Origin of the sequence: Commensalibacter sp. M0355 (assembly GCF_016101365.1) — a bacterium.
Taxonomy (GTDB): Bacteria; Pseudomonadota; Alphaproteobacteria; order Acetobacterales; family Acetobacteraceae; genus Commensalibacter; species Commensalibacter melissae.
Map to the genome: position 1 here is coordinate 98,418 of NZ_JACFQQ010000004.1, position 25,349 is coordinate 123,766.

Sequence of the window (25,349 nt, forward strand, 5' to 3'; positions counted from 1 at the left end):
TGTTTGTTTCAGGGGTTTTCAATATATCGTGCAATCTCGATTAAATTCAGATCAGGGTCACGTAGATAAATGGATTCAATGGATCCCTGCGCCCCTGTTCGGTTGACAGGACCCTCAAGCGGTTTAATTCCATATTTTTGTAAATGAGCTAGAATTGTTGCTGGTTTTTCTTGAGTAACAAAACAGATATCTAAAGAGCCTGGTACGGGTAAATGTGCTTTTGGTTCAATTTCCTTACCATATTCATGAACATTGATTTTTTGATTGCCGAATTTAAAAGCTATTCGATCTTGTCCAAAATGTTGCAGGGAAAATTGTAAAACCTGAGTGTAAAAATGGATACACGCATCAAGCCTGTATGTTGTCAGCACAATATGATCAATGGAATTAATCATAATTTATATTCCTTTCGAAATATAACGAAAATGAAACCGAGATTATTTGAATATGGATTGTTTTGCAAGTAAAAATTGTTTTTCGTTACGGTTTTGCAGACGCTTATTATTATTTTTTGTTTTTTGGTGGATTAATTTTATAAAACTACAAAAAAGATTTAACGATGAATTGATTTTTTTGAAATAAATAAAAGATGAGAATTCAATTATTTAATGTGGTGGAGGGGGTTGGATTCGAACCAACGTAGACGCACGTCAGCGGATTTACAGTCCGCCCCCTTTAGCCACTCGGGCACCCCTCCATCGGAAGATGGAAAACAAATAACAGGTTCTTTTGATAGATGTCAACAGAGTTTTTAACTTTTCTTTGTAGATTTTTTTGATTTTCTCTATAATCATTTGATTTTTAAATATATAGAAAAGATTGAATTATATATGAGTAAAAAACCTGTTTCTAATTCTCATCAAAAAGAGGGTGGATATTGGTTGTATGGTTTGCATGCTGTGCAAGCGGCTTTGAAAAATCCATTACGTCAAAAAAATCGTTTGTTGGCTACACAAGAGATATTTGACACTTTAATGACCAAATTGGAACGGCCTTTAAATATATCTTATGAAATTGTTGATCGTATGATGTTGGATAGGTTTTGTGGTCGGGATGCTGTACATCAGGGCGTTGCATTACAGGTTATGCCACTTCCCGACCCAGACCTAGAAGATATAGTGAAACGGCATGGACCCGTGCTTATCCTTGATCAAGTTACAGATCCTCGCAATGTTGGTGCTATTTTACGTTCGGCAATGGCATTTGGGGCATCTGGAATTATTATGCAGGATCGTCATTCCCCAGAAGAAAGCGGGGTTTTGGCCAAGGCGGCATCGGGTGCTCTTGATTCTGTATTGGTAATGAAAGTGGTTAATCTTTCACGTATCATGAAGCAGTTAAAGGAAAAAGGTTTTTGGGTTCTTGGAATGGATGCGCAGGGTGAGGTTCTAAATGGTCAAAATTATAAGCAAAGAAAAGTGGCATTGGTGTTGGGTGCCGAAGGTAAGGGACTGCGACAGCTTGTCCGTCAAAATTGTGATGAAATTGTTTCATTATATATGGCCGGAGATATTGACAGTTTAAACGTATCAGTTGCGGGTGCCATTGCCTTGTACGAAATAATCCATTCTAATTTAATCTAGAAATTTTATGTTAGTTTATTTAAAATTGTTCTTTTTATGCAATATTAAAGGTAAAGATCAGCTTGTTTAGATTGTCTGTATCAACGCGTGAAAAAATAAAAGATTTAGTTTTTCATCAGCAAAATCGTATAAATCACCATTCTATTGAAACTGTTAAGATTGAAAAAACGATTGGATGTTATGGCAGCCCGCGATGGAAGAATATTCAGGAATTTGCAAACAATCAATCATATCCTTTTTTGCACTGGAAACATCCAGCCGAGACAATTTACCGTTATCATCTGAAAGATATAACCCTCGATGTTTATCATATGGTATATTTCAAACAAAACCGGGTTATCACCAACAGTAATTATTACTTATCGGAAAATTTGCTCAATTCCATCCACATTCAATTGGATAAACTGATTGATGCGCGAGATCAGGGAGCTGTATTCTGTTGTTCTGATCATTGGGAAAACAATTATTTTCATTGGATGATGCATGCCATTCCAGCTTATTATGCGGCAATGCAATCAGGAATAAAAGCCAAATTTCTTTTGCCTTACCCATTGATGTTATGGCGTAAACGCAGTTTGGAATTGCTGGGACTTGACTTATCCATGTGTTATCCCATTGAAAAGGAAAAACAATATAGATTTTCAGAATTTTATTATTTTGATTATCTCTCACAAAAATTTGGCTATTCCTGTTCAAAGCTTTCTGAGCAGGCATATGTCAAAATGAAACAGAATGCTGTTGTATCTATTCAGTCAATAGCGAAATATGACAAGATATATATTAGTCGCGTAAATAAGAATAATCGGCATTTACCTAATGAGGAAAAGCTTGTTGAAGCATTGGAGAAAAGAGGATATTTTATTTTAAATCCTGAATTATACAGTCTAGATGAACAAATCATGCTTTTTCATTATGCAAAAATTGTGGTTGGTTTGTTGGGTGCAGGTTTATCAAATATCGTTTTCTGTCAAAAAGACACATTGATTTATGAATTGATTCCAAGTCATCATATCAATCCATGTTTTCTGGTCTTGTCTTTACAAAGCGGATTGCGTTATTGGGCCGATCAATTTGACAGTGGTGTTGATCATGGGGCGCCAGATCATCTTAGTGCCTGGGAAAAACCAATTGATGTAGCATTTGTCATGAAGAGGCTTGATGAACTTGAACCTTATATGCGTTCTGTTGATAATGCAGTTGTTAAATAACGTAATCAATAGGGGGAAGACTTAAATCCATTGATACTCCAGGTAAATCTTTATGACGTACCCCGATTTGTCGGGCAGGATTGCCAACTACGGTTGTGTAAGGTTTGACTGCTTCTAAAACAATTGACCCTGCACCAATCTTGGCTCCCTCTCCAATTTCCACATTTCCCAATACTTTTGCACCTGCACCGATTAAGACTCCCCGACGGATTTTGGGATGACGGTCTTTTTCATCTTTGCCCGTTCCCCCAAGGGTAACTTCTTGTAAAATTGAAACGTCATCTTCTACAACAGCGGTTTCACCAATAATAACAGAAGTGGCGTGATCTATCATGATTCGCTGTCCCAGACGGGCGGCAGGATGTATATCAACCCCAAACACTTCTGAAATACGGCTTTGTAAATGAAGTGCCAGATAGCGTCTTTGATTATGCCATAGCCAATGGGAAATGCGATGGGCCTGAATGGAGTGGAATCCCTTGAAAAATAGAAATGGTGTAATTAAATCGGAGCATGCTGCGTCTCTCATCATAACCGCGATCAAATCGGCTGCAGCTATGGAAATGAGAGGCGGATTGGTTCTGTACACCTGTTTGATTAAATCAGTTAATGCCTGATAGGGGATGGAGGCATCCTCTAATTTGCGTCCTATCATACAAGTCAGGGCGGTTTTGAAATCATGATGGCTGTGAATGCATGTATCAAAAAAACTGGATAACAAAGGATCACAACATCCATTGCTTTCTTGAACCATTTTTTCCCACAAGGCTTGAAGGTTTATTTCGTGGCTGTCGGGGCCGCTCGCTAATAGGTTATTCGGATCATTCATTGCGTTTTGAGTAGGTGCAATTGGATGAAGAGATTGACCAAATTTTTTTTTCATCATGCCCTCATGCAAATTTATCAGTATCCTTAGGGAGAAATGTGACTTTGGTTAACAAGACATATAAGGAAACTATATTTTTATTCAAATGACCAGATTTTTTTACATGTAAAAAAAATCATATAATTTTTTTTGCAAAGGATTGTGCTTTGTCTAACAATGTTTAATAGTTGAATAAGGACTAAAACAATAAGATTTCATTCTATGTATCATAAGCATAAACTATTGATTTGATAGAATAAAGTGGGTTTTATTTGGATTGTACGGGAACAGTTTCCAATGAAATGTAAAAATAAAAATTTTCTGAATATTCAAAAAATTTTTCTGTATCTGATGTGTATAGTTGGATTAATTCCGGGCTCCGCATTAGGGGCTTTGCCAGTGATGCCTGTTTTGGATAGTGGTGATACGGCATGGATGTTAATCAGCAGTGCGTTGGTTTTATTAATGACAATCCCAGGATTGGCCTTATTTTATGCAGGGATGGTTCGCAAGAAAAATGTTCTTGCAACAATGATGCAATCTTTTGCTATATGTTGTCTTGTTACTTTAATATGGATAACAGTGGGATACAGTCTTGTATTTACGACAGGGAATTCTTTCATTGGTAATTTATCACAATTTATGTTGAATGGAATTCTTGGTAACTATCACATGGGTGTTGATAAGGGGTTCATATTAGGAGCCAATGGAAACAATCCTGTCATTATGACTATCCCACAAAGTGTTTATGTTATGTTTCAAATGACATTTATCATTATTTCTGTGGCAATTTTGGTTGGATCGGTTGCAGAACGTATAAAATTTTCTGCCCTATGTATATTTTGTATATTATGGGCGTTATTTTCCTATGTTCCTGTTGCATATTGGGTTTGGAATCCGACGGGCTGGTTGGCCAATCTAGGAGCAATTGATTTTGCAGGTGGAGCAGTTGTTCATATTAATGCCGGTATTGCTGGTTTAATATGTGCTCTGGTTGCAGGAAAACGGTTAGGGTATGGTCGAAGTGATTTGGCACCGCATAATGTAGGTTATGCTGTTATGGGCGCTTCCTTATTATGGATTGGGTGGTTTGGTTTTAATGGAGGATCTGCCTTGGGTGCAAATGGTCGAGCAGCCATGGCGGTACTTGTAACACAGATTGCTGCCGCTTCTGGTGGTATTGGCTGGATGTTGATTGAATGGACTATTCGAAAAAAACCAACAGTACTTGGTATTGTATCTGGAGCAGTGGCTGGCTTGGTAGTCATTACCCCAGCAGCTGGTTTTGTAATGCCTGGCCCGGCCTTATTGATGGGATTTCTAGGCGGGTTGATTTGTTTTTGGAGCTGTTCTTATTTAAAACGAAAATTGGGATATGATGATTCTCTTGATGCTTTTGGTATTCATGGAATGGGGGGAATTATCGGGGCAATTTTAACCGGTGTTTTTGCCTTTGGTCCATTGTCCGCTACAGAGACAGATCCAGTGGGTATTAGTGCATCTTTGCATCTTGTTATTGCCCAGATTGAGGCAGTTGCTGTCACAATAATCTGGAGCAGTCTTGTTTCATTTATTTTATTGAAAATAATTGATTTTTTGATTGGATTGCGTGTGGATACAGATTCAGAAAGGCAAGGGTTGGATATGGTTTTACATAATGAACAGATAAATTGAATATTAGCAATTATTTTTGTTTACAATTTTTAACAAAAAGCGCTTTAATACTATTGGTTTAAGAATATTAAACCTTTTATTTATGTAAGGGTATTATAAATGATAAAATCCATAGTTGCGCGCTTTCCTGTTATAGGTGCCGGTTTAGCTATTACTTCTTTTGTCGGAACCTCTTTGCTGGTAAATAATGCTGTCCATGCTGTTACATCCAAAGAATGTCATCAGCAGTTTACGGCAGCTAAAAAAGCTGGAACCGTCAAAGAAAAAACGTTTAGAGAATTCAAGGCAGCTAATTGTAAAGATGAAAGATCTGTCAAAGATGAAATGCATCAGCAAAATGCGAAAAAATCTGATACATCCCAGAATAATGCTTCTTCTAAATCTCCAGCTAAACAAGATGCTACAGCATCAAGTATAGCAGCAGGTGATGCAGTTTTTCCAAACGCGGTTGATAGTAAATATTCAAATGAGAAAGAAGGTACTGCTCGGATGCATACCTGTTTGGATCAATATAAAGCGAACAAAGCCGATAATAAGAATGGCAATTTGAAATGGATTCAAAAAGGCGGCGGTTATTATAGTGATTGTATGAAACATTTTAAATCTGGTTCAGCACAATAATTTTTCCACAGTTTATAAAAGCCTGTTTTTTTAATTAGAACAGGCTTTTTATATTTAAATAAATAATATTCCTACTGATAAATTGAAACTTTGGGTTATCTGGTAATATTTAAATTATTGAAATAAATTGTAACAGGGTTAATTTCCTGGTTTTCTGATTGTATTATAACCAAACTGATTAATATATAAAATTATGTTCTTTTAAAAAACCGTATCTGGAATTATCTTTTGAATTGAAGGTTTATGATGTTTTATGCTGTTGGTGTCTGTGGATAAGCTCTTGTCTTTCAACAATTTCAATTTTTCCAGATTGTGCATTTTCAACATCCATTACAATAACATAATCACAATGCGCAACTGTTGCAGGCCGGTGTGCCACAATAATGCGTGTTATATTCATTTCATCTAGTATTGTCGCAATATGGGCTTCTGTTGGTTCATCCAGACTGCTGGTTGCTTCATCTAAAAATAGGATTGCTGGTTGGCGATATAAAGCTCTGGCTAAAATAACCCTTTGTTTTTGTCCTCCTGACAAGGAACTTCCCATATCACCAACAAATGTTTCAAATTTCATGGGCATTGCCATTATATCTTGTAAAATTGCAGCTTTCTGTGCACATTCAATAATCTTTTCCTGATCAGGTTTATCATCAAACCCGCAAATATTATCTGCAATTGAACCAGAAAACAGTCCATCATCCTGTAAAACACCAGCAATTTCTTGTCGGTAATTGTCTAGAGATTCTTTTAATATATTTCGACCGTTAAAGTAGATATCACCTTCCTCTGGATGGGTTAAACCCATCATTGTTTTTAAAATTGTTGACTTTCCACATCCTGATGCGCCTACAATAGCAATACTTTTACCCTTTGGAATTTTCAGGTTTATATTACGAAATACCCAAGGTTCAGCAGGAGAGTATCTAAAACCCAAATTTTTACACACAAGATGGTTTTGATCATTAATATGAAGTTGTTCCGTCAATCTGTTATTATTCGATATAGATATTATAGCATTTTCTTCACTTTCTGTAGGTGTTAAGACTATATCTGAAATACGATCACTCTGGATAGAAAGCATTTTTAGTTTGAAGGCGGCACCGATAAGATTGCCTATGCGTCCGGTGAATTGGTCTTTGTAAGATAGAAAGGCAACCAGCATTCCAACTGTCATTTTATTATCCATGACGTAATGTGCCCCGATTACCAACATTATTAACCTGTCAATAGCGAAGATGGAATCATTTATACGTCCAAAAATAAGGTCATAACGTTGTGTTTTTAATCCGACATTGATTGCATCAACCAATAAATTTAACCAGCGTGCACGTCTTCGCTCCCGCAATCCAAGTAACTTGATACTTGCCATACCTCTCAAAGTTTCAATAAGATGTGAATCCTTTTTAGCATTATAGACAATACCCTCTTCAGAGGCTTGCTTGTAAGGGCGATAAGCCATAAGACGGCTTATACCGTCAAGGATTACAGCAATTAATGTTACAAGTGCCAGCCATTTACCATAGATGATTAGCATTACAAACATACCAATTGCCATTAAACCATCCATGATTGCTTGTACCATATCAGTTGTAATGGTTTGTTGAATAATACCTAATGAACCGAAACGGGATAATATATCTCCAACATGTCTTTTCAAGAAATAATCCAGCGGTAATTTGGATAAATGTTCAAAAAGGCTGGCATTCCATTGAACAGATACACGGGTGCTGAAAAGCATGACCATCCATGTTCGGGCTGTGGATATAAGCATTTGCAGCAAAATAAGGATGGCAATTCCAACTGTGATTGTTGTTAGCAAGCCGTTATCCAAAGTCACAATGACTTCATCAATAATGACTTGCGAGGCCATAGGCATGACAATTGAAATAGCTTCCAACCCAAGGGATGTTAATAAAAGATAAAACAGGGTTGTTTTAAGACCGTCTGTTTTTCTGAAAAGATCACGTAAATGAAGATTGTTGCGCTCATCTTTTCGGGTAAAATTTTGGTCGGGAGCAATCTCAAGCGCCACTCCTGTAAATTCATTATTGATTTCACCCCAGAGTACCTTACGTTTTCCACGGGCGGGATCATTAATCATAATTCCATTGGTTTTTACATCTGTTAGCACGACAAAATGGTTTAAACTCCAATGAAGAATGCAAGGTAAGCGTAATTTGTTTAGTTCTTCCATTTCCAAACGCAAAGGACGTGTTGTCAAGTTATTCCGTTGCGCAATATCAATAATATTCTGTAGGGTAATTCCTTTGATAGAAATAGATTCTCTTTGTCTAAATGTTGTTAGATCAATATAATTTCCATAATAACTCATAATCATGGCAAGGCATGCCAAGCCACATTCGGAAGCTTCCACTTGCAAAATTACGGGAACAGTTTGGCGAAAAGCAAAATTTAGTCTTTTCAAGGTATTAATCATGAGTTCGGTTTCGTTAATCTTGTTTTAATAGTATCGTTAACCTCAATAATGGGTTGGAACATCCATTGATAAAGGCGACGATAATCAACGGCAATGTCAGCTTCAACTTGCATTCCGGGCTGCAAAAAATATTTTTTATTGGGATAAGCTGCAATGAAGTTTTTTTCAGGTTTTACCCGAATTCTATAAAAGTTACGATCAATCTTACTGTTGGGACCAATTATTTCATTTTTTAAATTTGGATTGCTGTCTTTACCCATTATATCCGATGTAACTGGTGTATAAGTAATTTCGGTAACAGTCCCGTTGTATAGACCAAATTTTTGATATGGAAATGCTGCATAACGTAAGATAACATTGCTATTTTTCTTTAAAAGTCCCACGGCTGAACTAGGAACATAAAGTTCGGCTTCGATTGTTTGACCTTCTGGAACTATACTTGTTAAGGCGGAATCTTGTGAAACTTGCTGACCGATATATCCCCGAAGCGCTGTTATTGTTCCATTTATGGGGGCTGTAACGAAAATAGTTTGATTACGTTCTCCCAGTATGATTTTCTGATCAATATCATTTATGCTTTTTTTAATTTCATTGAGATCATGTTGGTAATTGGTATCGTACAGTTGATATTTTGATGCATTTTCTAATATTTGGCCTTCAATCGAAGTTTGATTTTGTAAGAACTGTGCATGAGTACCTAAAATTTGGGCATATGTGTATAATTGATTCTGATATTCCTGATTTGTTGCCAAAGACATTTTCTTGGCTTTTTCAATCATCAGTAACGATTGTTGGACCAAGGGGATTATTTGATTGTCATTTTCGATTTGCTGGGTAACTTTGTCATGCTGTTTGTAAAGATTAGAGAGTGTTTCCTTAATATTGTTTTTTTCAATGGGAGCGGCCTTTTCTTTGAGTGCAAGCTGTTTTTCAAGAATATTTTTTTGTTTTTTCAACAAGTTATTAGTTAATTGTTGTGTGGGTCCATTGATAGAGGTGTTTTCGAGACTTATCGTGAATAATTTATCGCCTTTATGAACAAATTGGCCCTCTATAACGTTTTTTTCAATAACAATGCCATTTGTTCTTGATCCTATAGTGATTAACCCTTCTGTAGGCATAATGCTGCCGGAAGCATGTATACGACGCGTATAACCACCGAAAATAGTATATAATATGATAATAATGACACAAATGAATGAGGTAACCGCGATGATTTTTATAGGAATAGGTTGTACATCCTGTACGCGACCTAACCATGTATCTCGTTTTGCTTCTAAAACTTCATGCCTGAAAAGAGAATTCATGGATAATAATCTTGATAGATTAAATAAATTTTGTAAGAAAATTGAGAAACATTACTTCAATCATAAATGTTTATGATTGAAGTATCATATATTCTCTAAAGATTTTTTATATTTATATTAATTTAGGAGAATCAATTTACACGATAAAAACAACTTATTTTAAATAATATAATGATTAGTTGCAGGAAAATATCATTATGTATGTTGAAACTAATGGAAGAGATTAGCAATTCCCTGCGATATTCCATTAATAATTCCAACTGTACCCAATCCTATCCCAGAAATTGCATTGTTAACATTGCTACTTATATCGGCGGCATTTTTTGATTTGGCTGCGTCAACAATAGATCCAATACCACTGCCAAGTTTACTTCCGGCATTTGCTTCATTGTTGGTTTTAATTCCTGTTAAGCTACCATAAAGATTATCGACAATTCCTCCAATTGAAGCGCCTATGAAAGAGCCTATTAAAGCGGAAGAAACGGGAAGTGTAATATTGCCCCCAATAATATCACCCAAAAAAGATCCACCTGATACGCTATTGATTTCATGTGATGTAATTTCTCGCATTTTAATATTCCTGAATAGAAGGGGTTACAATTTATTTCAATAACCTATCATCAAATTATTAACACATCAAATCAAAAATACAATTGTGATTTATTAATAGTAATTAATCATTGAAAATGTTAAACGATAATTGCATTTTTATTAGAAGTTTGTTAATTTTTATTAAAATGGATTTCCCGTGACTTTTTGAGGAGTTCCTGTTTAACTTTTTTAAGTTTTTTTCCGAATTCTTGATTTGCATGTAAACGAGCGACGACTTCAGCTCCGATCAATCGGCCTGCGTCTACATCGCTTTGCCAGTGCGCACCACAAATAACGCGACTTTGTCCGAATTCATAACCTTCTTTCAATATCTGGTCTTGTTTATCTGGAAAAATTTCAGATAGAAATAAGGCGGCGGACCATCCAAAAGCTGCGTGACCTGAGGGGTAAGAACCATCCTTACGCAGTAGGCTTTCATCCTCTGGAGTACAGCTGTGTGTGTGATAATACATAAAAGGACGAATTCTTTGATAGTGTTTTTTCGCTTTATCAGTTCCAAAATTACCGCTCATGATTAACAGATCCTCTAAAAAATCTTGAGTAATAGGGGTATTTTTCTTGGATATTTCAATACCGATGGTTTTAGAAAAGTTTTTTCCGATTGTTCCGTTAAAAATAGCTGCTTCTTCAATGGCTTGGATCCATCGAGATGTGTTTATAAGTTTGCGTGTATTGAGATATATTTCTTTATCAATTGTGAATAGTTGACTATTTCTATCTGGTGGGGGTGGTAAAAGTTTCAAACTATTTGCGAATTGATCAGTATGCAAGGGTAATTTTTTTGATTTAATAAATAATCTTTTAATTTCATTTTTTTGTAAATTGCTGGATTGTCCAGTTAAGGGGAATATTAGGATATTTATTAATAATGTAAAAATAATTGTTTTTTTATAATTCATTGGTCTCTATTTATTTGTCATAAAAAAATTAAAGGTAATAGATTAAGTAAATTTATCACATGTTTTATGTTTTTATTATATTTATTATTCATGATAGTTTTGATGAATATGTATGGTATTTAAAATTATGAATTGCTTTGTTATAAAAATTAAATATTATTAATATTTTTGTTTTGAAATGATTATAAGGGAAACGTTTTTTTAAAATAAATATTCGCAGAGTTGAATGTCGTTACTTATTTTTATAAATAATATATTTTTATTTTAGTCAGTATATTTTTTAAGGAATAGTTAATATAAAAAATTTTCAAAGCTCACCATAATCAATTAGTTTATGATGTTTAATTTAAATTAATAAATTTAAGACTTTAAATACATTTTACGTAAAAAATTTTAAACAGTTTTTATCGCTTGCTTATGTAATAAAAACAGTATGGATAATGATATATGAAAAAAATAGATCTTATTAATATTGGTCTTTTAATGTACCCTAATGTTCAACAAGGAGCCATTTTCGGTTTAATTGATTTTTTTTCTGTAGCAAATCAGTTGGTCAAGGAGAAATGGAATACTAATCTTCCCATACCTCAAATTAAAATTGTAAAAATTGATAAGCCAACAGTGAATTTTGACCTGCCTTCATTTATTGTTAAAAAAAATGATTTGAATTTTTCTGTTATTATTGTCCCTCCTTGTACAGATGAATTTCCATCTGGAAGTAAATATAATACGCATATTAATTTTTTAAAACATTCCTTGAAACAACCTTGTACAATTGCCTCTATTGGCAATGGCATTTTTTTATTGGCAGAGACTGGACTATTGGATGGTTATACAGTAACGACTCATTGGCAGTTAAAACATCGATTTAAAAACCAGTTTCCAAATATCTATACTGATTTTGATTCTATGGTCATTGAGGAAAGAAATATTATTACGACGGCAGGTTCATTATCTTGGATAGATCTTGGGTTGGAATTGGTTAAAAAATTTTTCGGTTCCATAGTGATGGCTGAGGTTGCACGGTTTTTTTTGGTCCAACCGGCAAGACGTGCACAAAGTTATTTTAATATTTTTTCACCTAATTTAACGCATGGAGATATTCCAATAATTAAGGGACAAAAATGGATATCTAATCAAAAGAATATGAATATTTCATTGAAACAGTTATCGAAAGTAACAGGATTGGAAATACGGACATTGCAGAGGCGTTTTATTAAAGCCACGGGAATGACTGTTACAGAATATATTCAACATCATCGAATTTGCCGCGCTCAATTTTTATTACAATTTTCAAAAAAATTGATTGATGAGATAGGAATTGAATGTGGCTATAAAGATTTAAATGCGTTTCGGAAGATATTTACAAAAATAGTGGGATTATCTCCCAGTCTTTATCGTCGGAATTTTACCGTTTAAAAATTTTTAATATTATGTTGAAAGTAAAATTGTTTTAAGTACAACAACAATTAATTTTATTAAATATAAATAAAAGTCAAGTAGATGTATAACAATAGGTAACATTTTAATGAGGTGATGAAATAATCATTGAAATAACCTAAAAAAAATTATAAATATATTTTATTAGAAAATTAATAAGCACATTCTTTTTTTAGTTAATATATTTTTACAATAATTTTTAATAATACTTTTAATTACTGGTTTTCCCTTAATTATGTAAATTCATAATTAAGGGAATATAAAAAACAATTAATAATATTAAACTAATATTTTACTTTTATTACATGGTCTAATATTACTAATCATTATTTTAAAATAATGATTTTTTTATTCTATAAAAATTTAATTGATATTATTAGATAATATTTTAAGCAAATAATTATGGAAAATCCTCGAGCTAGAAAAATTAAATTTTTAAAAAAACATAAGTTGCCATTAGAAATAATGGTTTTAATAATGAACAAAGCTTTGGAGGAAAAAAAATATGAAACAGCTTTGGAAATTGCCTATAAGACAGCACCGTATTGTCATCCAAAATTGAATGATGCAAAAGTAGAAATGACACAAATCAAAACATTAGAAGATATGTCTGAAGAAGAACTAAAAAACTTTATTGGCAAGGTCGCGTTAAAATAGTTTTATTATAAAATTATTAAAATTGATAATGATGCAACCTTGATGAAGCAATTCTATCAAGGTTGCATAAAGGCTCTTATCTGCCAAAATGATCAACAAAACTATATTTCTCAGCAAAATAGTTGTGAATATTTTTTCCGATTGTGGCCCAATTATCACCGTTTTCTAGTCCGGTTTTAATGATATTAAGTTTTGCCAAGCCATCAGCTTTACCATTATGAGGAGGATTAATAACTCTATCATGATGATTATTATGCTGTTGATTATTGTTATGATGTTGATGGTTATTATTGTGACCATGACCACCAGCAACTTTTGACAATTCGTTTGTTTGTAAAATTTTCATTTGTCTATACCTTTATAAAAAATTAATAACTTCAAAACCTTAAGGTATTTTTTAATATAATACTTTTTTCATGATGAATCAAATTTCGGTTTGATAATAATTACGATTATATGATAAAATTTTTGTTAGGTGTAAAAATATAATTTATGATTTTGCTACAAAAAGCAAAAAAATTAGCCATTGAAGAACTAAAAAAACGTCATGATGCGCGTCATTATCTTTCGGCATTTACAATTTATACAAAACCGGATTATCGTGCCGGTCTTCATCTGAATTTATTATGTAAAAAACTTGAAGCAGTTGAACGTGGTGAAGTTAAAAGACTGATGGTTTTTATGCCACCGCGCCATGGAAAAAGTGAATTAATTTCAAAACGTTTTCCTGCCTGGTTTTTAGGGCGCAATCCTACAAAACAAGTCATTACAGCCAGCTATTCAGCTAAACTTGCAGATAAATTTGGTCGTGATGTTCGTAACTTAGTGACATCAAAATATTATCGAAATATTTTTTCTGATGTTGCTCTTTCAATTGATAGCAAAGCAAAGGATTTATGGGAAACCAATCATGGGGGTGTGTTTTTAACAGCCGGTATTGGTGGAAGCATGACAGGTTATGGAGGACATCTTGCTATCATTGATGATCCTGTAAAAGATAGACATGAAGCTGAAAGTCAAATAATGCGTGATAATGTCTGGGATTGGTATAAGTCTGTATTGAGAACACGAATTATGCCCGGTGGGGCCATTATTATTGTTCAGACTCGTTGGCATGTTGATGATTTGGCGGGAAGGTTATTATCACAGATGAAAAATGATGCAGGCGAAAAATGGGAGGTTATTAATTTACCAGCTATTGCAAATGAAAATGATGTTTTAGGACGGAAAAAAGGTGAGCCTTTATGGCCTGAAGCGTATGATAGAAATGAGCTTGAACAGATTCGAAAGGCTGTGGGTGAACGAGACTGGTTTGCTTTGTATCAAGGTGAACCAACGCTATCAACTGGATCAATTTTCAAAGTCAATATGCTAAATATTATTGATGCAGCACCAAAACCAGTCCAGGTTGTCAGACGTTGGGATTTTGCTGCTTCCAGAGATATTGGTAAATATGATCCTGATTGGACCGTGGGGGTAAAGATGCAACGGAATGTAGATAGTGGATATACAGTGCTTGATGTTGTGCGACTTCGTGGTTTGCCAGATGAAGTTATTAAGACTGTCAAGGCTGTCGCCAGTCAGGATGGTTTTGATGTTAAAATTGTAATTCCACAGGATCCTGGACAGGCGGGTGTGGCTCAGGTGCAATATTACCTCAAAATGCTTGCCGGGTATAAAATAAAAACGATACGGGAAACGGGGAATAAAATTGCCAGAGCTGACCCATTTGCATCACAGGTTAACATAGGAAATGTATCTTTATTGAGAGCTAATTGGAACAGATCATATTTAGATGAACTTTCTGACTTTCCTAATGGTTCACATGATGATCAGATTGATGCTTCTTCTGGCGCTTTTGAAGCTATTTCATTACAAAGAAAATTACCGAAAATGCCAAATTGGCAAGGAATTATGAATATTTAATTAAATTTCGTATTGATAATTAAATAAAACAGCGGAACAGCCTATAAAGCTATTCCGCTTTGATGAACTAAAATATTTAAATGATTTAAATAACTATGATTAATAAATTATAAAATAATCTTAATTGAAATAGTCAATGATTTTAATAACATACAATTAAACATTACGTATTGCAAATTATTTTAATATCTTAAGAAATCACAATTTTGTTATAAGCGGTAATATAATGTTAAATTTTTAAAACCAATTTAGCGTGGTTACATTTTAAATAAATTAGATTTAAATTTTTAAAAACAACAAAACCGATAGTTGAACAGCGTATTAAACTTTCAATCGAGATATTTAATAATGAAAGATAAATTCGGTTATGGTGAAAAAAACCAAATTAAGGAATATTAATATTCCTAGACAAAATCCAGAATTTTTTGGAAACAAACAGGATATATACATACCATATCAAGCTCCAGAGGGAGTGGTTGGCGATTCTTATAATTCTGTAACTGTTAGCGACAGCTTGTTTTTTAATCAATTTCATAATTTCAATGTTGGAAATTGTCCGACGACGACATTATTTGAAGAGGGAATTGGATTTCCCGGATATCCATATCTGGCACAATTATCCTTACGTGGTGAATATAGAATAATTATTGAAACGAGAGCAGAAGAGGCTACAAGAGAATGGATAAGGTTTAAACATATCAAAAAGGAAGGGTATGATTCGTCCATTATAAATAAAATAAAAGCGGAATTTAAGCGTTTAAATATTCAAGATTTAATTAAAAAATCATTATGTACGGAAGGTTATTTTGGGCTGGTACACCTTTATATTGATTTAGAAACGGCTAATCATGATGATGAGGAAAAACAGGCTCCTTTATACCTAACTTCAAAAAAAATTAGAAAAGGTGAGCTGCGTGGATTCAAGCTTATTGACCCGACCTGGGCAACCCCTGTTTCATATGATACAATAGATCCTTTTACAGAAGATTTCTATAAGCCTTCGATGTGGTGGGTATTGGGAAAAAAAATTCATGCCAGCAGGTTGATTACAATCATTTCTCAACCAGTTCCTGATATTTTGAAACCAGCTTATAATTTTGGTGGGGTTCCATTTGCTTTTATGGCCAAACCTTATGTTGATAACTGGTTAAGGACGCGACAATCAGTATCGGATTTAATCAAGTCTTTTTCAACTATGGTTTTGAAAACGGATTTATCTCAGTTATTAAGTCCTGGTTGCGAAGAATTGACGCAAAGAGCTGCCTTAATGGCGGCTTACCGTGACAATCGTGGTTTGCAGATTGTGGATAAAGAAACAGAAGAACTTACAAATGTTGCTACACCCTTGACTGGATTGGCACAATTACAAGCTCAGGCTCAGGAACACATGGCCGCAATTTCAGGTATTCCTTTGGTAAAATTATTAGGTATAACACCATCAGGTTTGAATGCATCTTCCGATGGAGAAATACGTTGTTTTTACGATAGAATTGCCGCTTTTCAGGAAACGGTTTTACGTCAACCATTGCAGAAAATTCTTGAAATTATTCAACTGCATTTATTTGGAAAAATAGATCCAGATATCACTTTTGATTTTAATTCCTTGTGGCAATTGGACGAATTGCAGCAATCACAAGTTAATATGAACATAGCAAAAACGATGTGTGATTATGTTTCCAATAATATTTTAAGCCTTTCTCAAATAAAAGACTTATTAGAAAATGAAGATCAATCTGCACTGTTTTCTTTTATAAATTTTAAAAAATAGGTTTTATATAAAAAATATTAGGTGCAGTAAAATGTTCATGAATATCAAAAGTTGTATAAATCTACATTTTTTATTTTATAAGTTTTTAACCAAAAAACCCTTTTGATATCAAATATATAGGTAAAATTATGGGTAATTTATGGAACCGAACCTTGGCTTTTGATGCAAAAACAATGCGTTTTGAGGACTGGAACGGACATTTACGTGTAAAAAAAACAAATTTAACCAAGGCTAATATATGTGAGTATTATGGATTCGAGATAAAAAATCATATGAAATATGGTTTGGAACCAGAACGTAAATATCGTTTTCTTCGATCACCAGATGCTTTAAAAAAAGCGGTCTTTTCTTTTAAAGAACGTCCCATTCTTTACGTGCATAAAGCTGCAGATGCGGGTCAGCTTGATAATTCAAAAGTCATTGGAACGACGGGTTCAGACCCGTCTTTTTCTTATCCTTATATTCAGGCTTCAATTACGATTTGGGACGGGGATTATATACAGGCAATTAAAAACAATACACAGGCTGAATTATCTGCTTCTTACGCTTTTACACCTGTAATGGAGACCGGAATGTTTGAAAATGAGCCTTATGACGGAATAATGACGGATATTAATGTGGATCATATTGCTTTGGTTGAACAAGGTCGTGCAGGACATGATGTTAGAGTTGCAGATGAAAGGTTGAACATACAAATGTCAAAACTTAATAATTTAGGGCAGAAATTAGCTTTAGTCCTTGCTGATTTTTTAAATCAGTCAAAATCTGAAAGAGCCAATTATACACAAATTACAGATGCGGTTGCTTCTGTTAGTGGTGCACGTCGCAAATATATTGGAAAGTTATTGAGAGCGGTCCTTTCTGATTGTTCTATGGCAAAAGATTGTAAAGATGGGCAACAGGCAGAAAAAATTGTTGGTCTTGTTCATAAGGTATTATCTGAAAATGATCAGAATGATCAGGTAAATGATGATGATTCAATTGATACTATATCGACCTCAGATGATGATATGAATGCATCAGGTGGTTTTGATGTTGAGGATAGCTTAATTAAAAAAACAGGACTTAAAACCCAAGCTTATGATGCAGTTTCCCTAGAACGATTAATAGAACGTCGGATCATGACAAAAGCTAAACAGGCCCAAGAAGCCAGAATTCTGGTAAAACCTCTGGTTGGTGAATGGGCTGGTACAGAAGATAGCGGGGAGGTAATTCTACGAACGGTGTTAAGTGAAGTTACAGGAAAAAATCCTCCAGAAAACATGGGATACGACCAGTTAAAATATACTGTTGATATGATGCTTGCACATAAACAACAAATCAGGGCCAATGATGCTGGATATATTCGTTCCAAAGAACAGCATCGTTTTGATGTTACACGATTACGGAGTATTTAATTATGTCTTTTCAAAATAAAGTTAACTTGAACCCTGCCCAAGGTTGGCATGGTGATTTTGCGTCTGTAAATCCACGGGTCAGTTTATTGGCTAAAGATGGGACGTTTCAGGTTGGAGAAACAGCAATTGAGGCTGGTTCCTTTGTATGGACTGATGAACGGGAAGGATTGATTAGCAATAAAGGAAATGCAAGTCCAATTGGTTTTGTCGGGCGCGAATGGGCAGGAATCAATCTTCCAGATGCACGAGAGGGGAATATGGAAATTTCTCCGGGAACAATGGTGACTGTTTTCAGTAAGGGGGAATTTATTATTGAATTACCCGAAATGATGTCCCAGGTTCAACAAGGTGAAATGGTCTATGCGTCCAAGGAAACAGGTAAGATTGTTGTATCAGATGACAAAAATGCTGTCGCAACAAATTATAAATATGCTGAAAATGCAAAGGGCGGGGATATTGTCAAAATCTCTGCATGGATTTAAGAGGAATAATTATGACCATTCAAACGAAATCATGGGTACGTGATCGAGCAATTTTGGAAAACCAATTTGGAATTCACTTACCCAATGTTGTTGATTATACAGATAATATAAGGGTAGGGGATAGTTCGACTTCACCTGTAACAAAGGCAAATAATTTCATTCCTGGTCAATTTACGACTTATATAGATCCAAATATTATTGATGTCTTAACGGCCCCATGTAAGGCAGCTTCTATATATGGGGAAGCGAAAAAGGGGGATTGGCTACATGATACAATGATGTTTACAGTCGTTGAACCAGCTGGTGATGTTGCAGCTTATGGAGATTTTAACCAAGCAGGATATAGTGTTCTTAATACCTCATTTCCCCAGCGTCAACAATTTCTGGTCCAAACTTTTGCAGAATGGGGAGATCGTGAAGAGGGTCGGGCTGCTTTATCTAATATTGATATTGCATCACGCAAAAGAATGGCGGCCGCTTTATTATTAAATCATTGGCAGAACCAGTCTTATTTTTTTGGAGTTTCCAACCTGCAAAATTATGGTGCCTTGAATGATCCCGCTTTACTATCTCCGATTGCGCCCACAATAAAAGGTTCTGGCGGTACGGTTTGGGAGAAGGCTTCAGCTAATGAAATTTATGAAGATATTCAGAAGCTGTACAGACAATTACAGGCGCAAACAAAAGGGATGATTAATCTGGACAATGCCGTTAATATGGATAGTCCATTAAAATTGGTCGTATCTAATGAGATTCAACCCTATCTGTTAAAAACAAATGAACATGGGGTAGGGGTTATGGATTTGTTGAAGAAAAATTTTCCTAATCTTACACAAGTTAGTGCACCTCAATTATCGTTAGAAGGTGGTGAATTGATTCAGCTTTTTGTAGAGAATTATCAAGGTATTGACACTATAACCTGTGCTTTTTCTGAAAAATTAAGAAGTCATGGTATTGTTCGTAAAACTTCTTCTATGGAAGAAAAATTGACACAGGGATCATGGGGGGCAATCATAACACGTCCTATCCTGATTGCGCAAATGATTGGGGTTTAAAATGGCGGAAACAGTCATAGTAGCCTGTAAATTACCTCATGGGATTATTTTAGAAGTAGGAAAAGAAAAAGTTGAGTTAAAAGGCAGCATGCACTTGGGGCGTCCACAGACTCCTTTTTATATGGCATCCCAAATTGTAGGGTTAACAAAAGTTTCAAGAAATTTCTGGGAGGCATGGGTCAAACAACATGAAAATTTTGCGCCCTACCAAAAAGGCTTCATATTTGCTGCAGATAAAAAGAAAAAAGTTTTAGATGAAGCTAAAGAAAAAGAAACATTGATGCATGGTCTTGAACCGATTGATTCTGCTAAAATGCCAAAGTCGCTGGAACAGGTGAAAGCAGGACAGGCAATATGAATTTACAATCTGATCTGAAACATCAGGAATGTGTGTTTGATTGGTCAGATTGGGCGGCAAGCTTTCCGGAATTGGAGAGTTTTTTTCGTCCTGAAACCATTTATAAAATCGCTGAACGAGCTGCCATTTATTTCAATCCAGGAAAATATAGCGTGGTTTGTTGTTTAAAGGAAAAGCGTATTTTAATGAATTTGCTGGTTTCTCATCTGGTTTGTTTGCAAAAAAAAACTGAAAATGGGGATCAGCTTATAGGATCAATTTCATCGGTGACAGAAGGAAGTGTTTCTCTTCATGTAGATACCAAATCTCATGCAAAAAATAAAATTGATCCTTGGTTGGCACAAACACGTTATGGATATGAATTTTGGGCTTTAACAAAAAAATATCGTAGTACTTTTTATACTAAACCCATTCCTGATCCTCGTCTGCGTATCTTTCCATAAGAGGGAATTATGACAAGGGCTAAAAATAACAATTTTGATAACAAGGAAATAAAATCCAATTTAAAATATTATTTGCCATTATTAGACTTTAATCATTCAGAATATGAAAAGGAAAATCTTCAATTTTATTCTCTAGATCAAGACAATGCTGAAATTGATGAATCGATAGATTTAAGCAAATTTAAATTCAATGATTGCAATGCTGCTGATGATTATATGGATAAATTCTTGGACGATGCCATAGATATTAATGCTCAATCTATAATCGCTTATGATAATACTAAAGAACATAATCTAGATTATATTATTATTGGCTGTAGAATACCCAACGGTTTAGTTATTAAGGTTGATGGTCAAAACATCCTGTTACGAGGTATTCGGGATATGCCAGGTAAAGATAGCAGACGTTTTTTTGGAAATATTGGCTTTACACGTTTGCCAAGGGATTTATGGAATGAATTTTTAAAATGTCATTCTAAATGGTCTCCATTAGTAAATGGGTCTGTTTTTATTGCCAGTTGTCAGGATGATTGTTCAGATGCATAGTTTCTAAGTAATTTTAATTGTATTTTGCAATAAAATGAAGATTGATTATCAATTTTACATAAAAATATAATTATTTATAGATAAAATCTATAATTTAATTAAGTATATAATTTTTAAATCATAAACATTAGTCTATATAAATTTAAAGGAATAAGATTTTATGAAGCTTCATGATATGGTGCGAAGTATGATTGGAATTGTAAATCCTTCTATTACAGGATCATTATTTCGTTCAAAAGGTCATATTCTAAAAGGAACTCGACAAGAGGCTGTTTATGAAGATCCTGAATCTATTGAATTGCAAGTTCAATCTTTAAAAGGCGATAAGCTGATTCATGGTCATTATGCCAGTGAACAAAATGAAAAACGTGTGGTTTATGCTAATGGACAACTTTACGGCATAGATCGTATAAGAGGTGTCGGTGGTGATCTTTTGGAATTTCTTGGGCGACGCTGGTTGGTTGTTCAAAGATTAGAAGAGTGGGAAATGTCTGGCTGGTGTAAGGTTTTGGTCGTAGCTCAACTTGATCAACCTGAAAACGATCAAGGAGAACTGGTTATCTATGCTGATGAATAAAATTTAATACATTTTATTGTTATCATGTCATGAATTATTTGTAATAAAAAAGTTTGTTTAGGGTAATTTATTGGAAATTAAATTGACTTTAATTGTAAGATATATTTGTTCTACTAAAATTTATAAGAAGTATTTGCCCTTGTATCATCAATAATATTTTATTCTGAATAAAATTTATTTTTTCAATATCATATACTTATAATTGCTTTCTAAAATAAAGTTTAATAACCTTGATTATAAAACAATTTAAGCAAGGGGCAATAACATGGATGTAATTGCATTATTTAAAGCGGTTATGGTCGGTTTTTTTAGTTTTATGATAGCTGTCGGTGCTGTTTTATCTGTGGTCTCGGCGATTACGAAACAATCTATTACAATGCCTAAGCATGTAAGAAAATTACCGGCTTTTTTAATGTTTGCTGTTATTTTATTGGGAGGTTGGATATTTATTTATATAGGATTTATCTCCCTGCCGGCAGATAATAGTGTAACGACACAACAAATGATGATGATTTATGCCTATTTGTTTGCCTTAATTCCTTCTGTTGCCTTGATGCTTGCATCTTTCGTTTATTATCTTGATGTAAGAAGTGCGGCAAAAAAAGAAGGAAAATCTTAAAATAATAACAAGTTTTCCAATCTTCATGCAAACAATTGAACCACCTTTTTGGGTGGTTTTTTATTCTTAAACACATTCCAAATTAAAAATTAATTATTTCTTATAAATCATTCAAACATTCGAAATCCAGGCATGCTTGAACCAAGACTAAATTGCCTGAAACAGGGAATACTAAAATTGGTGTTCGATAATTTTATAAACCAATCCACTATGATAAGGATTACAAATTAATGTCTATACCATTAAATAATATTGTAAGAATTAATCCAAAGGTTTTATCCGTAGGGAACAAGGGAAATGACCTATTTGGTTTAATGCTTACAAGAAAAGAGAATGTTATTCCTGCGGGGATTACATCCATATTTGAAAATGCTGAAGAAATTGGAAAATTATTTGGTTATGATTCAATGGAATATAACCTGGCAACAGTTTATTTTGCTGGATTTACAGATTCTGATCGTGTTGCAACTCAGCTTTATATGGCTTTATACGCTGAAAACAATACAAGCGCTGGTTTGATTGGCGCAACAATGTCGGCTGTCACTTTGGAAGAGTTAAGATCTTTTAAGGGTGATTTACAGATTGTGGTTGATAATAATGAAAAAAATATAGCTGATCCAGATTTTAGCTTTATCAATAGCTTTAGTGAAGCGGCAACAATTTTGGAAAATTTGTTGGGAGTTTCTGTTGTTTATTCATCTGGAAATCAATCCTTTATTATTACATCCGGATTAACCGGATACAATTCTTATGTAAGTTTTGCAACAGGGCAATTGGCTGATCTATTGAGACTTTCAGAAAATCAAGGGGCTAGTTTATCACCCGCAATTGAATCTCCTACACCATCAAGTGTTATTAATACTTTGAGGAAAGAAAACCTAACTTTTTGTTCCGTTTTTCTGACTTGGGAACCCGATGAGGCAGAAGCTCTAACTTTTGCAAAATGGGCGGATTCTATGAAGGATGATGTATGTGTCATTCTTTCTGATAGTTCAAATAAAGCGATAACGGCCAATACCGGAACTTCATTTGCCGAAAAGGTATACTCAGCAAATTACGAGGGTGTTGTATGTGTTTATAACAGTCTTGAACTTTGTGCTTTTATCGCAGGTTATCCTGCGGCATGGGATCTTGAAAAAACCGATGGACGATATAATGCCGCTTTTCGTCGTAGCAGCTTATTAAAAGCCAATGTAACGAATGAAGACATTGCCTTGGCACTTAAAGCGAATGGTTATAATTTCTATGGCGTGTGGGCATCAGCGTCAAATGATTTTGTCTTTATGATGGAAGGTAAAATTTCAGGACAGTATTTATGGTTGGATAGCTGGTATTGTCAGGTATGGATGCGTCGTTATTTTCAAAATTGTTTTATAAAAACCCTATTAGCCAAAGGACAGATTCCATATAATAATGAAGGTAAGGGAATTTTAAGTGCGGCAATTAAACCCGCAATTGATGATTTTATTAAGTTTGGTGCAATACGTTCTGGTATTTATTTATCTGAAGATCAAACACAAAGTCTTAAACAGGCTGGTCTTAATTTATCTCAAATCAATAATATAACGGCTGTGGGTTATTATCTGAAAATTGATATGGGTAATGTAACACCACAAACCCGCGTTCGTCGTGGTTCGCCCCCCATTAATTTTTGGTATACCGATGGTCAATCCGTTCAACAAATCAACATGAACAGCATAGAGTTACAATAAAATGGCAATAAATAGAACAATTACATCAATCAATACAAAATTAACGCTCATTGCAAGTAATCCATGGGTAAATAATAATATAGCGGATAAAGTTGGTTTGGGATCAACAGCATCAGGTTTTGTTTCACCCTTGATAGGCGTACCATTAAGCTTGGAGGGGTTGACGTCAGATTCACCGTTCAAATTTTCCTCGAAAAGTTTAGTTGAAACAGTAACATCTTTTGAAGGTACTGTTTATGGAGGTTATTTGCCTGATGCGCATCAAGTTGAGCTGGAAATTAATTTTGTCGCAGCTTCCAGTTCTTTGGCAATTTTGCAATCATTGGCAAAAGTAATGCAGGTTCAAAGGGAAGCCTTGAAATTTAATGGAACAATGATTATTCCATCTTTAGGTAAAAATTATAATTTGAATAATGGCTATCTGACTCAATGGCAGGCTATTCCCAACCATCAAAAAACATTAAGTGCCGTTCCTTGTAAATTTATTTTTGAATCTGTTGATGAAACTGTAGAGGTCTAAGTTTATGGCACGTCGCTCAGTTGAATTAAAAATCCAAGAACCTGGTCGTGATCAAGGTAAATTATTTAAAATCACCGAAATGTCTGCTTTTGATACAGAAGAATGGGCTGAACGCTCGATTAATGCGATTTTAAGAAATGCTAATAAAGAGGATATATCGTTTTTAATACCTTTAGTTTACACTTATGTGCAAGAAGCAACAATAGAATCAAGTTATGAAGAGTTAATGGAGAAAAATGATGAAGGAATGGTAAAAATTCAACAAGCTACTGAAAAATTAGCTGTATATTTGTCTTCATTGTTTTTCAGTTTGCCTTATGATGATTTAAAAATTGTAGTTAAACCCTTGTTTGATTGCTGTAGTATTTATTTGAATCCTGGTCAAAATGATTTGGTAGAGCCAATTTTGAATAATCCTAATCATTATATTGAAGAAGTTTCTACTATTATCGCTTTAAAACGGGAGGCATTTAAGTTACATACGGATTTTTTTACGAGAGACGCCAAGCGGTACTTAGACCTTTTCATAGTTTCGATGGAGCAATTACAGAGCAAAAAGGATATCGATACTACCCAAACATCCCTCAATCAATCGGAGAGGTGATTACTTCAGGTTTTGCTACGCTAAAAGAATTACAATCTG

The 25,349-nt window shown here is 34.4% G+C and carries 26 protein-coding genes and 1 tRNA gene; 19 read left to right on the forward strand and 8 right to left on the reverse strand.

Annotation, left to right across the window (positions count from 1 at the left end; all coding sequences use genetic code 11):
- Nucleotides 1–8 precede the first annotated feature (8 nt).
- Nucleotides 9–395 carry a VOC family protein gene (locus H3T44_RS07970; RefSeq protein ID WP_110439462.1) on the reverse strand — a complete coding sequence of 129 codons (387 nt, stop codon included), beginning with the start codon at nucleotides 393–395 and terminating at the stop codon, nucleotides 9–11.
- A 216-nt stretch (nucleotides 396–611) separates the two neighbouring features.
- Nucleotides 612–697: transfer RNA gene (locus H3T44_RS07975), tRNA-Tyr, on the reverse strand.
- Between the two features lie 133 nt (nucleotides 698–830).
- Here H3T44_RS07975 and rlmB point away from each other — a divergent pair.
- A complete protein-coding gene (gene rlmB, locus H3T44_RS07980) occupies nucleotides 831–1,583 on the forward strand; it encodes a 23S rRNA (guanosine(2251)-2'-O)-methyltransferase RlmB (RefSeq protein WP_198196840.1) in 753 nt (250 codons plus the stop codon).
- A 62-nt stretch (nucleotides 1,584–1,645) separates the two neighbouring features.
- The gene (locus tag H3T44_RS07985; protein ID WP_155566457.1) at nucleotides 1,646–2,791 is read left to right on the forward strand and encodes a DUF563 domain-containing protein; all 1,146 of its coding nucleotides are present in this window, start codon (nucleotides 1,646–1,648) and stop codon (nucleotides 2,789–2,791) included.
- On the opposite strand, the gene cysE is transcribed toward H3T44_RS07985, so the two are convergent.
- Complete coding sequence (gene cysE / locus H3T44_RS07990; protein ID WP_110439502.1) at nucleotides 2,784–3,620, reverse strand: serine O-acetyltransferase; 837 nt, start codon at nucleotides 3,618–3,620, stop codon at nucleotides 2,784–2,786. The two genes, H3T44_RS07985 and cysE, sit on opposite strands and share 8 nt — an antisense overlap.
- Nucleotides 3,621–4,007: 387 nt before the next feature.
- Here cysE and H3T44_RS07995 point away from each other — a divergent pair, with 387 nt between their 5' ends.
- Complete coding sequence (locus tag H3T44_RS07995; RefSeq protein WP_198196860.1) at nucleotides 4,008–5,330, forward strand: ammonium transporter; 1,323 nt, start codon at nucleotides 4,008–4,010, stop codon at nucleotides 5,328–5,330.
- A 99-nt stretch (nucleotides 5,331–5,429) separates the two neighbouring features.
- On the forward strand, nucleotides 5,430–5,951 hold the full coding sequence (locus H3T44_RS08000) for a hypothetical protein (protein WP_198196841.1): 522 nt from the start codon (nucleotides 5,430–5,432) through the stop codon (nucleotides 5,949–5,951).
- A gap of 241 nt (nucleotides 5,952–6,192) precedes the next feature.
- On the opposite strand, the gene H3T44_RS08005 is transcribed toward H3T44_RS08000, so the two are convergent.
- The 4 genes from H3T44_RS08005 to H3T44_RS08020 all read right to left on the reverse strand — a co-directional run bounded on the left by H3T44_RS08005 (nucleotide 6,193) and on the right by H3T44_RS08020 (nucleotide 11,206).
- Complete coding sequence (locus H3T44_RS08005) at nucleotides 6,193–8,388, reverse strand: peptidase domain-containing ABC transporter (RefSeq protein WP_110439465.1); 2,196 nt, start codon at nucleotides 8,386–8,388, stop codon at nucleotides 6,193–6,195.
- Complete coding sequence (locus H3T44_RS08010) at nucleotides 8,385–9,695, reverse strand: HlyD family efflux transporter periplasmic adaptor subunit (RefSeq protein WP_198196842.1); 1,311 nt, start codon at nucleotides 9,693–9,695, stop codon at nucleotides 8,385–8,387. The genes H3T44_RS08005 and H3T44_RS08010 overlap by 4 nt, the downstream gene beginning before the upstream one ends.
- Nucleotides 9,696–9,905: 210 nt before the next feature.
- Nucleotides 9,906–10,265: a hypothetical protein gene (locus tag H3T44_RS08015; protein WP_122123148.1), complete on the reverse strand. Its 360-nt coding sequence runs from the start codon at nucleotides 10,263–10,265 to the stop codon at nucleotides 9,906–9,908.
- Between the two features lie 152 nt (nucleotides 10,266–10,417).
- The gene (locus tag H3T44_RS08020) at nucleotides 10,418–11,206 is read right to left on the reverse strand and encodes a phosphatase PAP2 family protein (protein ID WP_198196843.1); all 789 of its coding nucleotides are present in this window, start codon (nucleotides 11,204–11,206) and stop codon (nucleotides 10,418–10,420) included.
- 447 nt (nucleotides 11,207–11,653) lie between these two features.
- On the opposite strand from H3T44_RS08020, the gene H3T44_RS08025 reads away from it, so the two are divergent.
- Together H3T44_RS08025 and H3T44_RS08030 are read left to right on the forward strand one after the other, a co-directional pair.
- A complete protein-coding gene (locus H3T44_RS08025; RefSeq protein WP_198196844.1) occupies nucleotides 11,654–12,625 on the forward strand; it encodes a GlxA family transcriptional regulator in 972 nt (323 codons plus the stop codon).
- A gap of 498 nt (nucleotides 12,626–13,123) precedes the next feature.
- Nucleotides 13,124–13,303 (forward strand): hypothetical protein, encoded by a 180-nt coding sequence (locus tag H3T44_RS08030; RefSeq protein ID WP_155567777.1) that lies wholly within the window; start codon nucleotides 13,124–13,126, stop codon nucleotides 13,301–13,303.
- Between the two features lie 76 nt (nucleotides 13,304–13,379).
- On the opposite strand, the gene H3T44_RS08035 is transcribed toward H3T44_RS08030, so the two are convergent.
- Nucleotides 13,380–13,649, reverse strand: coding sequence for a hypothetical protein (locus H3T44_RS08035; protein WP_155568931.1), 270 nt, complete (start codon nucleotides 13,647–13,649; stop codon nucleotides 13,380–13,382).
- A gap of 146 nt (nucleotides 13,650–13,795) precedes the next feature.
- On the opposite strand from H3T44_RS08035, the gene terL reads away from it, so the two are divergent.
- From terL to H3T44_RS08100, 13 genes are all read left to right on the forward strand, one after another.
- On the forward strand, nucleotides 13,796–15,229 hold the full coding sequence (terL, locus tag H3T44_RS08040) for a phage terminase large subunit (protein WP_198196846.1): 1,434 nt from the start codon (nucleotides 13,796–13,798) through the stop codon (nucleotides 15,227–15,229).
- A 367-nt stretch (nucleotides 15,230–15,596) separates the two neighbouring features.
- Nucleotides 15,597–16,997: a DUF1073 domain-containing protein gene (locus H3T44_RS08045; RefSeq protein ID WP_198196847.1), complete on the forward strand. Its 1,401-nt coding sequence runs from the start codon at nucleotides 15,597–15,599 to the stop codon at nucleotides 16,995–16,997.
- 128 nt (nucleotides 16,998–17,125) lie between these two features.
- The gene (locus tag H3T44_RS08050; RefSeq protein WP_198196848.1) at nucleotides 17,126–18,394 is read left to right on the forward strand and encodes a DUF2213 domain-containing protein; all 1,269 of its coding nucleotides are present in this window, start codon (nucleotides 17,126–17,128) and stop codon (nucleotides 18,392–18,394) included.
- Between the two features lie 2 nt (nucleotides 18,395–18,396).
- Nucleotides 18,397–18,876, forward strand: coding sequence for a hypothetical protein (locus H3T44_RS08055; protein ID WP_198196849.1), 480 nt, complete (start codon nucleotides 18,397–18,399; stop codon nucleotides 18,874–18,876).
- An 11-nt stretch (nucleotides 18,877–18,887) separates the two neighbouring features.
- Nucleotides 18,888–19,931, forward strand: a complete 1,044-nt coding sequence (locus tag H3T44_RS08060) for a major capsid family protein (protein WP_198196850.1) — start codon at nucleotides 18,888–18,890, stop codon at nucleotides 19,929–19,931.
- A 1-nt stretch (nucleotide 19,932) separates the two neighbouring features.
- Nucleotides 19,933–20,289 (forward strand): hypothetical protein, encoded by a 357-nt coding sequence (locus H3T44_RS08065; protein ID WP_198196851.1) that lies wholly within the window; start codon nucleotides 19,933–19,935, stop codon nucleotides 20,287–20,289.
- Nucleotides 20,286–20,732, forward strand: a complete 447-nt coding sequence (locus H3T44_RS08070) for a DUF4054 domain-containing protein (RefSeq protein ID WP_110439478.1) — start codon at nucleotides 20,286–20,288, stop codon at nucleotides 20,730–20,732. Before H3T44_RS08065 ends, H3T44_RS08070 begins: the two co-directional genes overlap by 4 nt.
- A 9-nt stretch (nucleotides 20,733–20,741) precedes the next feature.
- Nucleotides 20,742–21,278, forward strand: coding sequence for a hypothetical protein (locus H3T44_RS08075; protein WP_110439479.1), 537 nt, complete (start codon nucleotides 20,742–20,744; stop codon nucleotides 21,276–21,278).
- Nucleotides 21,279–21,438: 160 nt separating this feature from the next.
- Nucleotides 21,439–21,855 carry a hypothetical protein gene (locus H3T44_RS08080; RefSeq protein WP_198196852.1) on the forward strand — a complete coding sequence of 139 codons (417 nt, stop codon included), beginning with the start codon at nucleotides 21,439–21,441 and terminating at the stop codon, nucleotides 21,853–21,855.
- 265 nt (nucleotides 21,856–22,120) lie between these two features.
- Nucleotides 22,121–22,474 (forward strand): hypothetical protein, encoded by a 354-nt coding sequence (locus tag H3T44_RS08085; protein WP_198196853.1) that lies wholly within the window; start codon nucleotides 22,121–22,123, stop codon nucleotides 22,472–22,474.
- Between the two features lie 230 nt (nucleotides 22,475–22,704).
- Nucleotides 22,705–24,186 carry a DUF3383 family protein gene (locus tag H3T44_RS08090; protein WP_155580110.1) on the forward strand — a complete coding sequence of 494 codons (1,482 nt, stop codon included), beginning with the start codon at nucleotides 22,705–22,707 and terminating at the stop codon, nucleotides 24,184–24,186.
- A 1-nt stretch (nucleotide 24,187) separates the two neighbouring features.
- A complete protein-coding gene (locus H3T44_RS08095) occupies nucleotides 24,188–24,706 on the forward strand; it encodes a phage tail fiber protein (RefSeq protein ID WP_110439483.1) in 519 nt (172 codons plus the stop codon).
- A 4-nt stretch (nucleotides 24,707–24,710) separates the two neighbouring features.
- Nucleotides 24,711–25,310 carry a hypothetical protein gene (locus H3T44_RS08100; RefSeq protein WP_122123179.1) on the forward strand — a complete coding sequence of 200 codons (600 nt, stop codon included), beginning with the start codon at nucleotides 24,711–24,713 and terminating at the stop codon, nucleotides 25,308–25,310.
- The last annotated feature ends 39 nt before the right edge of the window (nucleotides 25,311–25,349 follow it).

Bases quoted from the DNA above. Each gene is read 5' to 3' on its own strand.
- H3T44_RS08015 (WP_122123148.1), bottom strand. From the start codon at position 10,265: ATGCGAGAAATTACATCACATGAAATCAATAGCGTATCAGGTGGATCT.
- H3T44_RS08080 (WP_198196852.1), top strand. From the start codon at position 21,439: ATGAAGCTTCATGATATGGTGCGAAGTATGATTGGAATTGTAAATCCT.
- H3T44_RS07995 (WP_198196860.1), top strand. From the start codon at position 4,008: ATGTGTATAGTTGGATTAATTCCGGGCTCCGCATTAGGGGCTTTGCCA.
- H3T44_RS08020 (WP_198196843.1), bottom strand. From the start codon at position 11,206: ATGAATTATAAAAAAACAATTATTTTTACATTATTAATAAATATCCTA.
- H3T44_RS08055 (WP_198196849.1), top strand. From the start codon at position 18,397: ATGTCTTTTCAAAATAAAGTTAACTTGAACCCTGCCCAAGGTTGGCAT.
- H3T44_RS08005 (WP_110439465.1), bottom strand. From the start codon at position 8,388: ATGATTAATACCTTGAAAAGACTAAATTTTGCTTTTCGCCAAACTGTT.
- H3T44_RS08060 (WP_198196850.1), top strand. From the start codon at position 18,888: ATGACCATTCAAACGAAATCATGGGTACGTGATCGAGCAATTTTGGAA.
- H3T44_RS07970 (WP_110439462.1), bottom strand. From the start codon at position 395: ATGATTAATTCCATTGATCATATTGTGCTGACAACATACAGGCTTGAT.
- rlmB (WP_198196840.1), top strand. From the start codon at position 831: ATGAGTAAAAAACCTGTTTCTAATTCTCATCAAAAAGAGGGTGGATAT.
- cysE (WP_110439502.1), bottom strand. From the start codon at position 3,620: ATGAATGATCCGAATAACCTATTAGCGAGCGGCCCCGACAGCCACGAA.
- H3T44_RS08090 (WP_155580110.1), top strand. From the start codon at position 22,705: ATGTCTATACCATTAAATAATATTGTAAGAATTAATCCAAAGGTTTTA.
- terL (WP_198196846.1), top strand. From the start codon at position 13,796: ATGATTTTGCTACAAAAAGCAAAAAAATTAGCCATTGAAGAACTAAAA.
- H3T44_RS08050 (WP_198196848.1), top strand. From the start codon at position 17,126: ATGGGTAATTTATGGAACCGAACCTTGGCTTTTGATGCAAAAACAATG.
- H3T44_RS08030 (WP_155567777.1), top strand. From the start codon at position 13,124: ATGAACAAAGCTTTGGAGGAAAAAAAATATGAAACAGCTTTGGAAATT.
- H3T44_RS08010 (WP_198196842.1), bottom strand. From the start codon at position 9,695: ATGAATTCTCTTTTCAGGCATGAAGTTTTAGAAGCAAAACGAGATACA.
- H3T44_RS08100 (WP_122123179.1), top strand. From the start codon at position 24,711: ATGGCACGTCGCTCAGTTGAATTAAAAATCCAAGAACCTGGTCGTGAT.
- H3T44_RS08070 (WP_110439478.1), top strand. From the start codon at position 20,286: ATGAATTTACAATCTGATCTGAAACATCAGGAATGTGTGTTTGATTGG.
- H3T44_RS08000 (WP_198196841.1), top strand. From the start codon at position 5,430: ATGATAAAATCCATAGTTGCGCGCTTTCCTGTTATAGGTGCCGGTTTA.
- H3T44_RS08045 (WP_198196847.1), top strand. From the start codon at position 15,597: ATGGTGAAAAAAACCAAATTAAGGAATATTAATATTCCTAGACAAAAT.
- H3T44_RS08065 (WP_198196851.1), top strand. From the start codon at position 19,933: ATGGCGGAAACAGTCATAGTAGCCTGTAAATTACCTCATGGGATTATT.
- H3T44_RS08025 (WP_198196844.1), top strand. From the start codon at position 11,654: ATGAAAAAAATAGATCTTATTAATATTGGTCTTTTAATGTACCCTAAT.
- H3T44_RS08085 (WP_198196853.1), top strand. From the start codon at position 22,121: ATGGATGTAATTGCATTATTTAAAGCGGTTATGGTCGGTTTTTTTAGT.
- H3T44_RS08095 (WP_110439483.1), top strand. From the start codon at position 24,188: ATGGCAATAAATAGAACAATTACATCAATCAATACAAAATTAACGCTC.
- H3T44_RS08075 (WP_110439479.1), top strand. From the start codon at position 20,742: ATGACAAGGGCTAAAAATAACAATTTTGATAACAAGGAAATAAAATCC.
- H3T44_RS08035 (WP_155568931.1), bottom strand. From the start codon at position 13,649: ATGAAAATTTTACAAACAAACGAATTGTCAAAAGTTGCTGGTGGTCAT.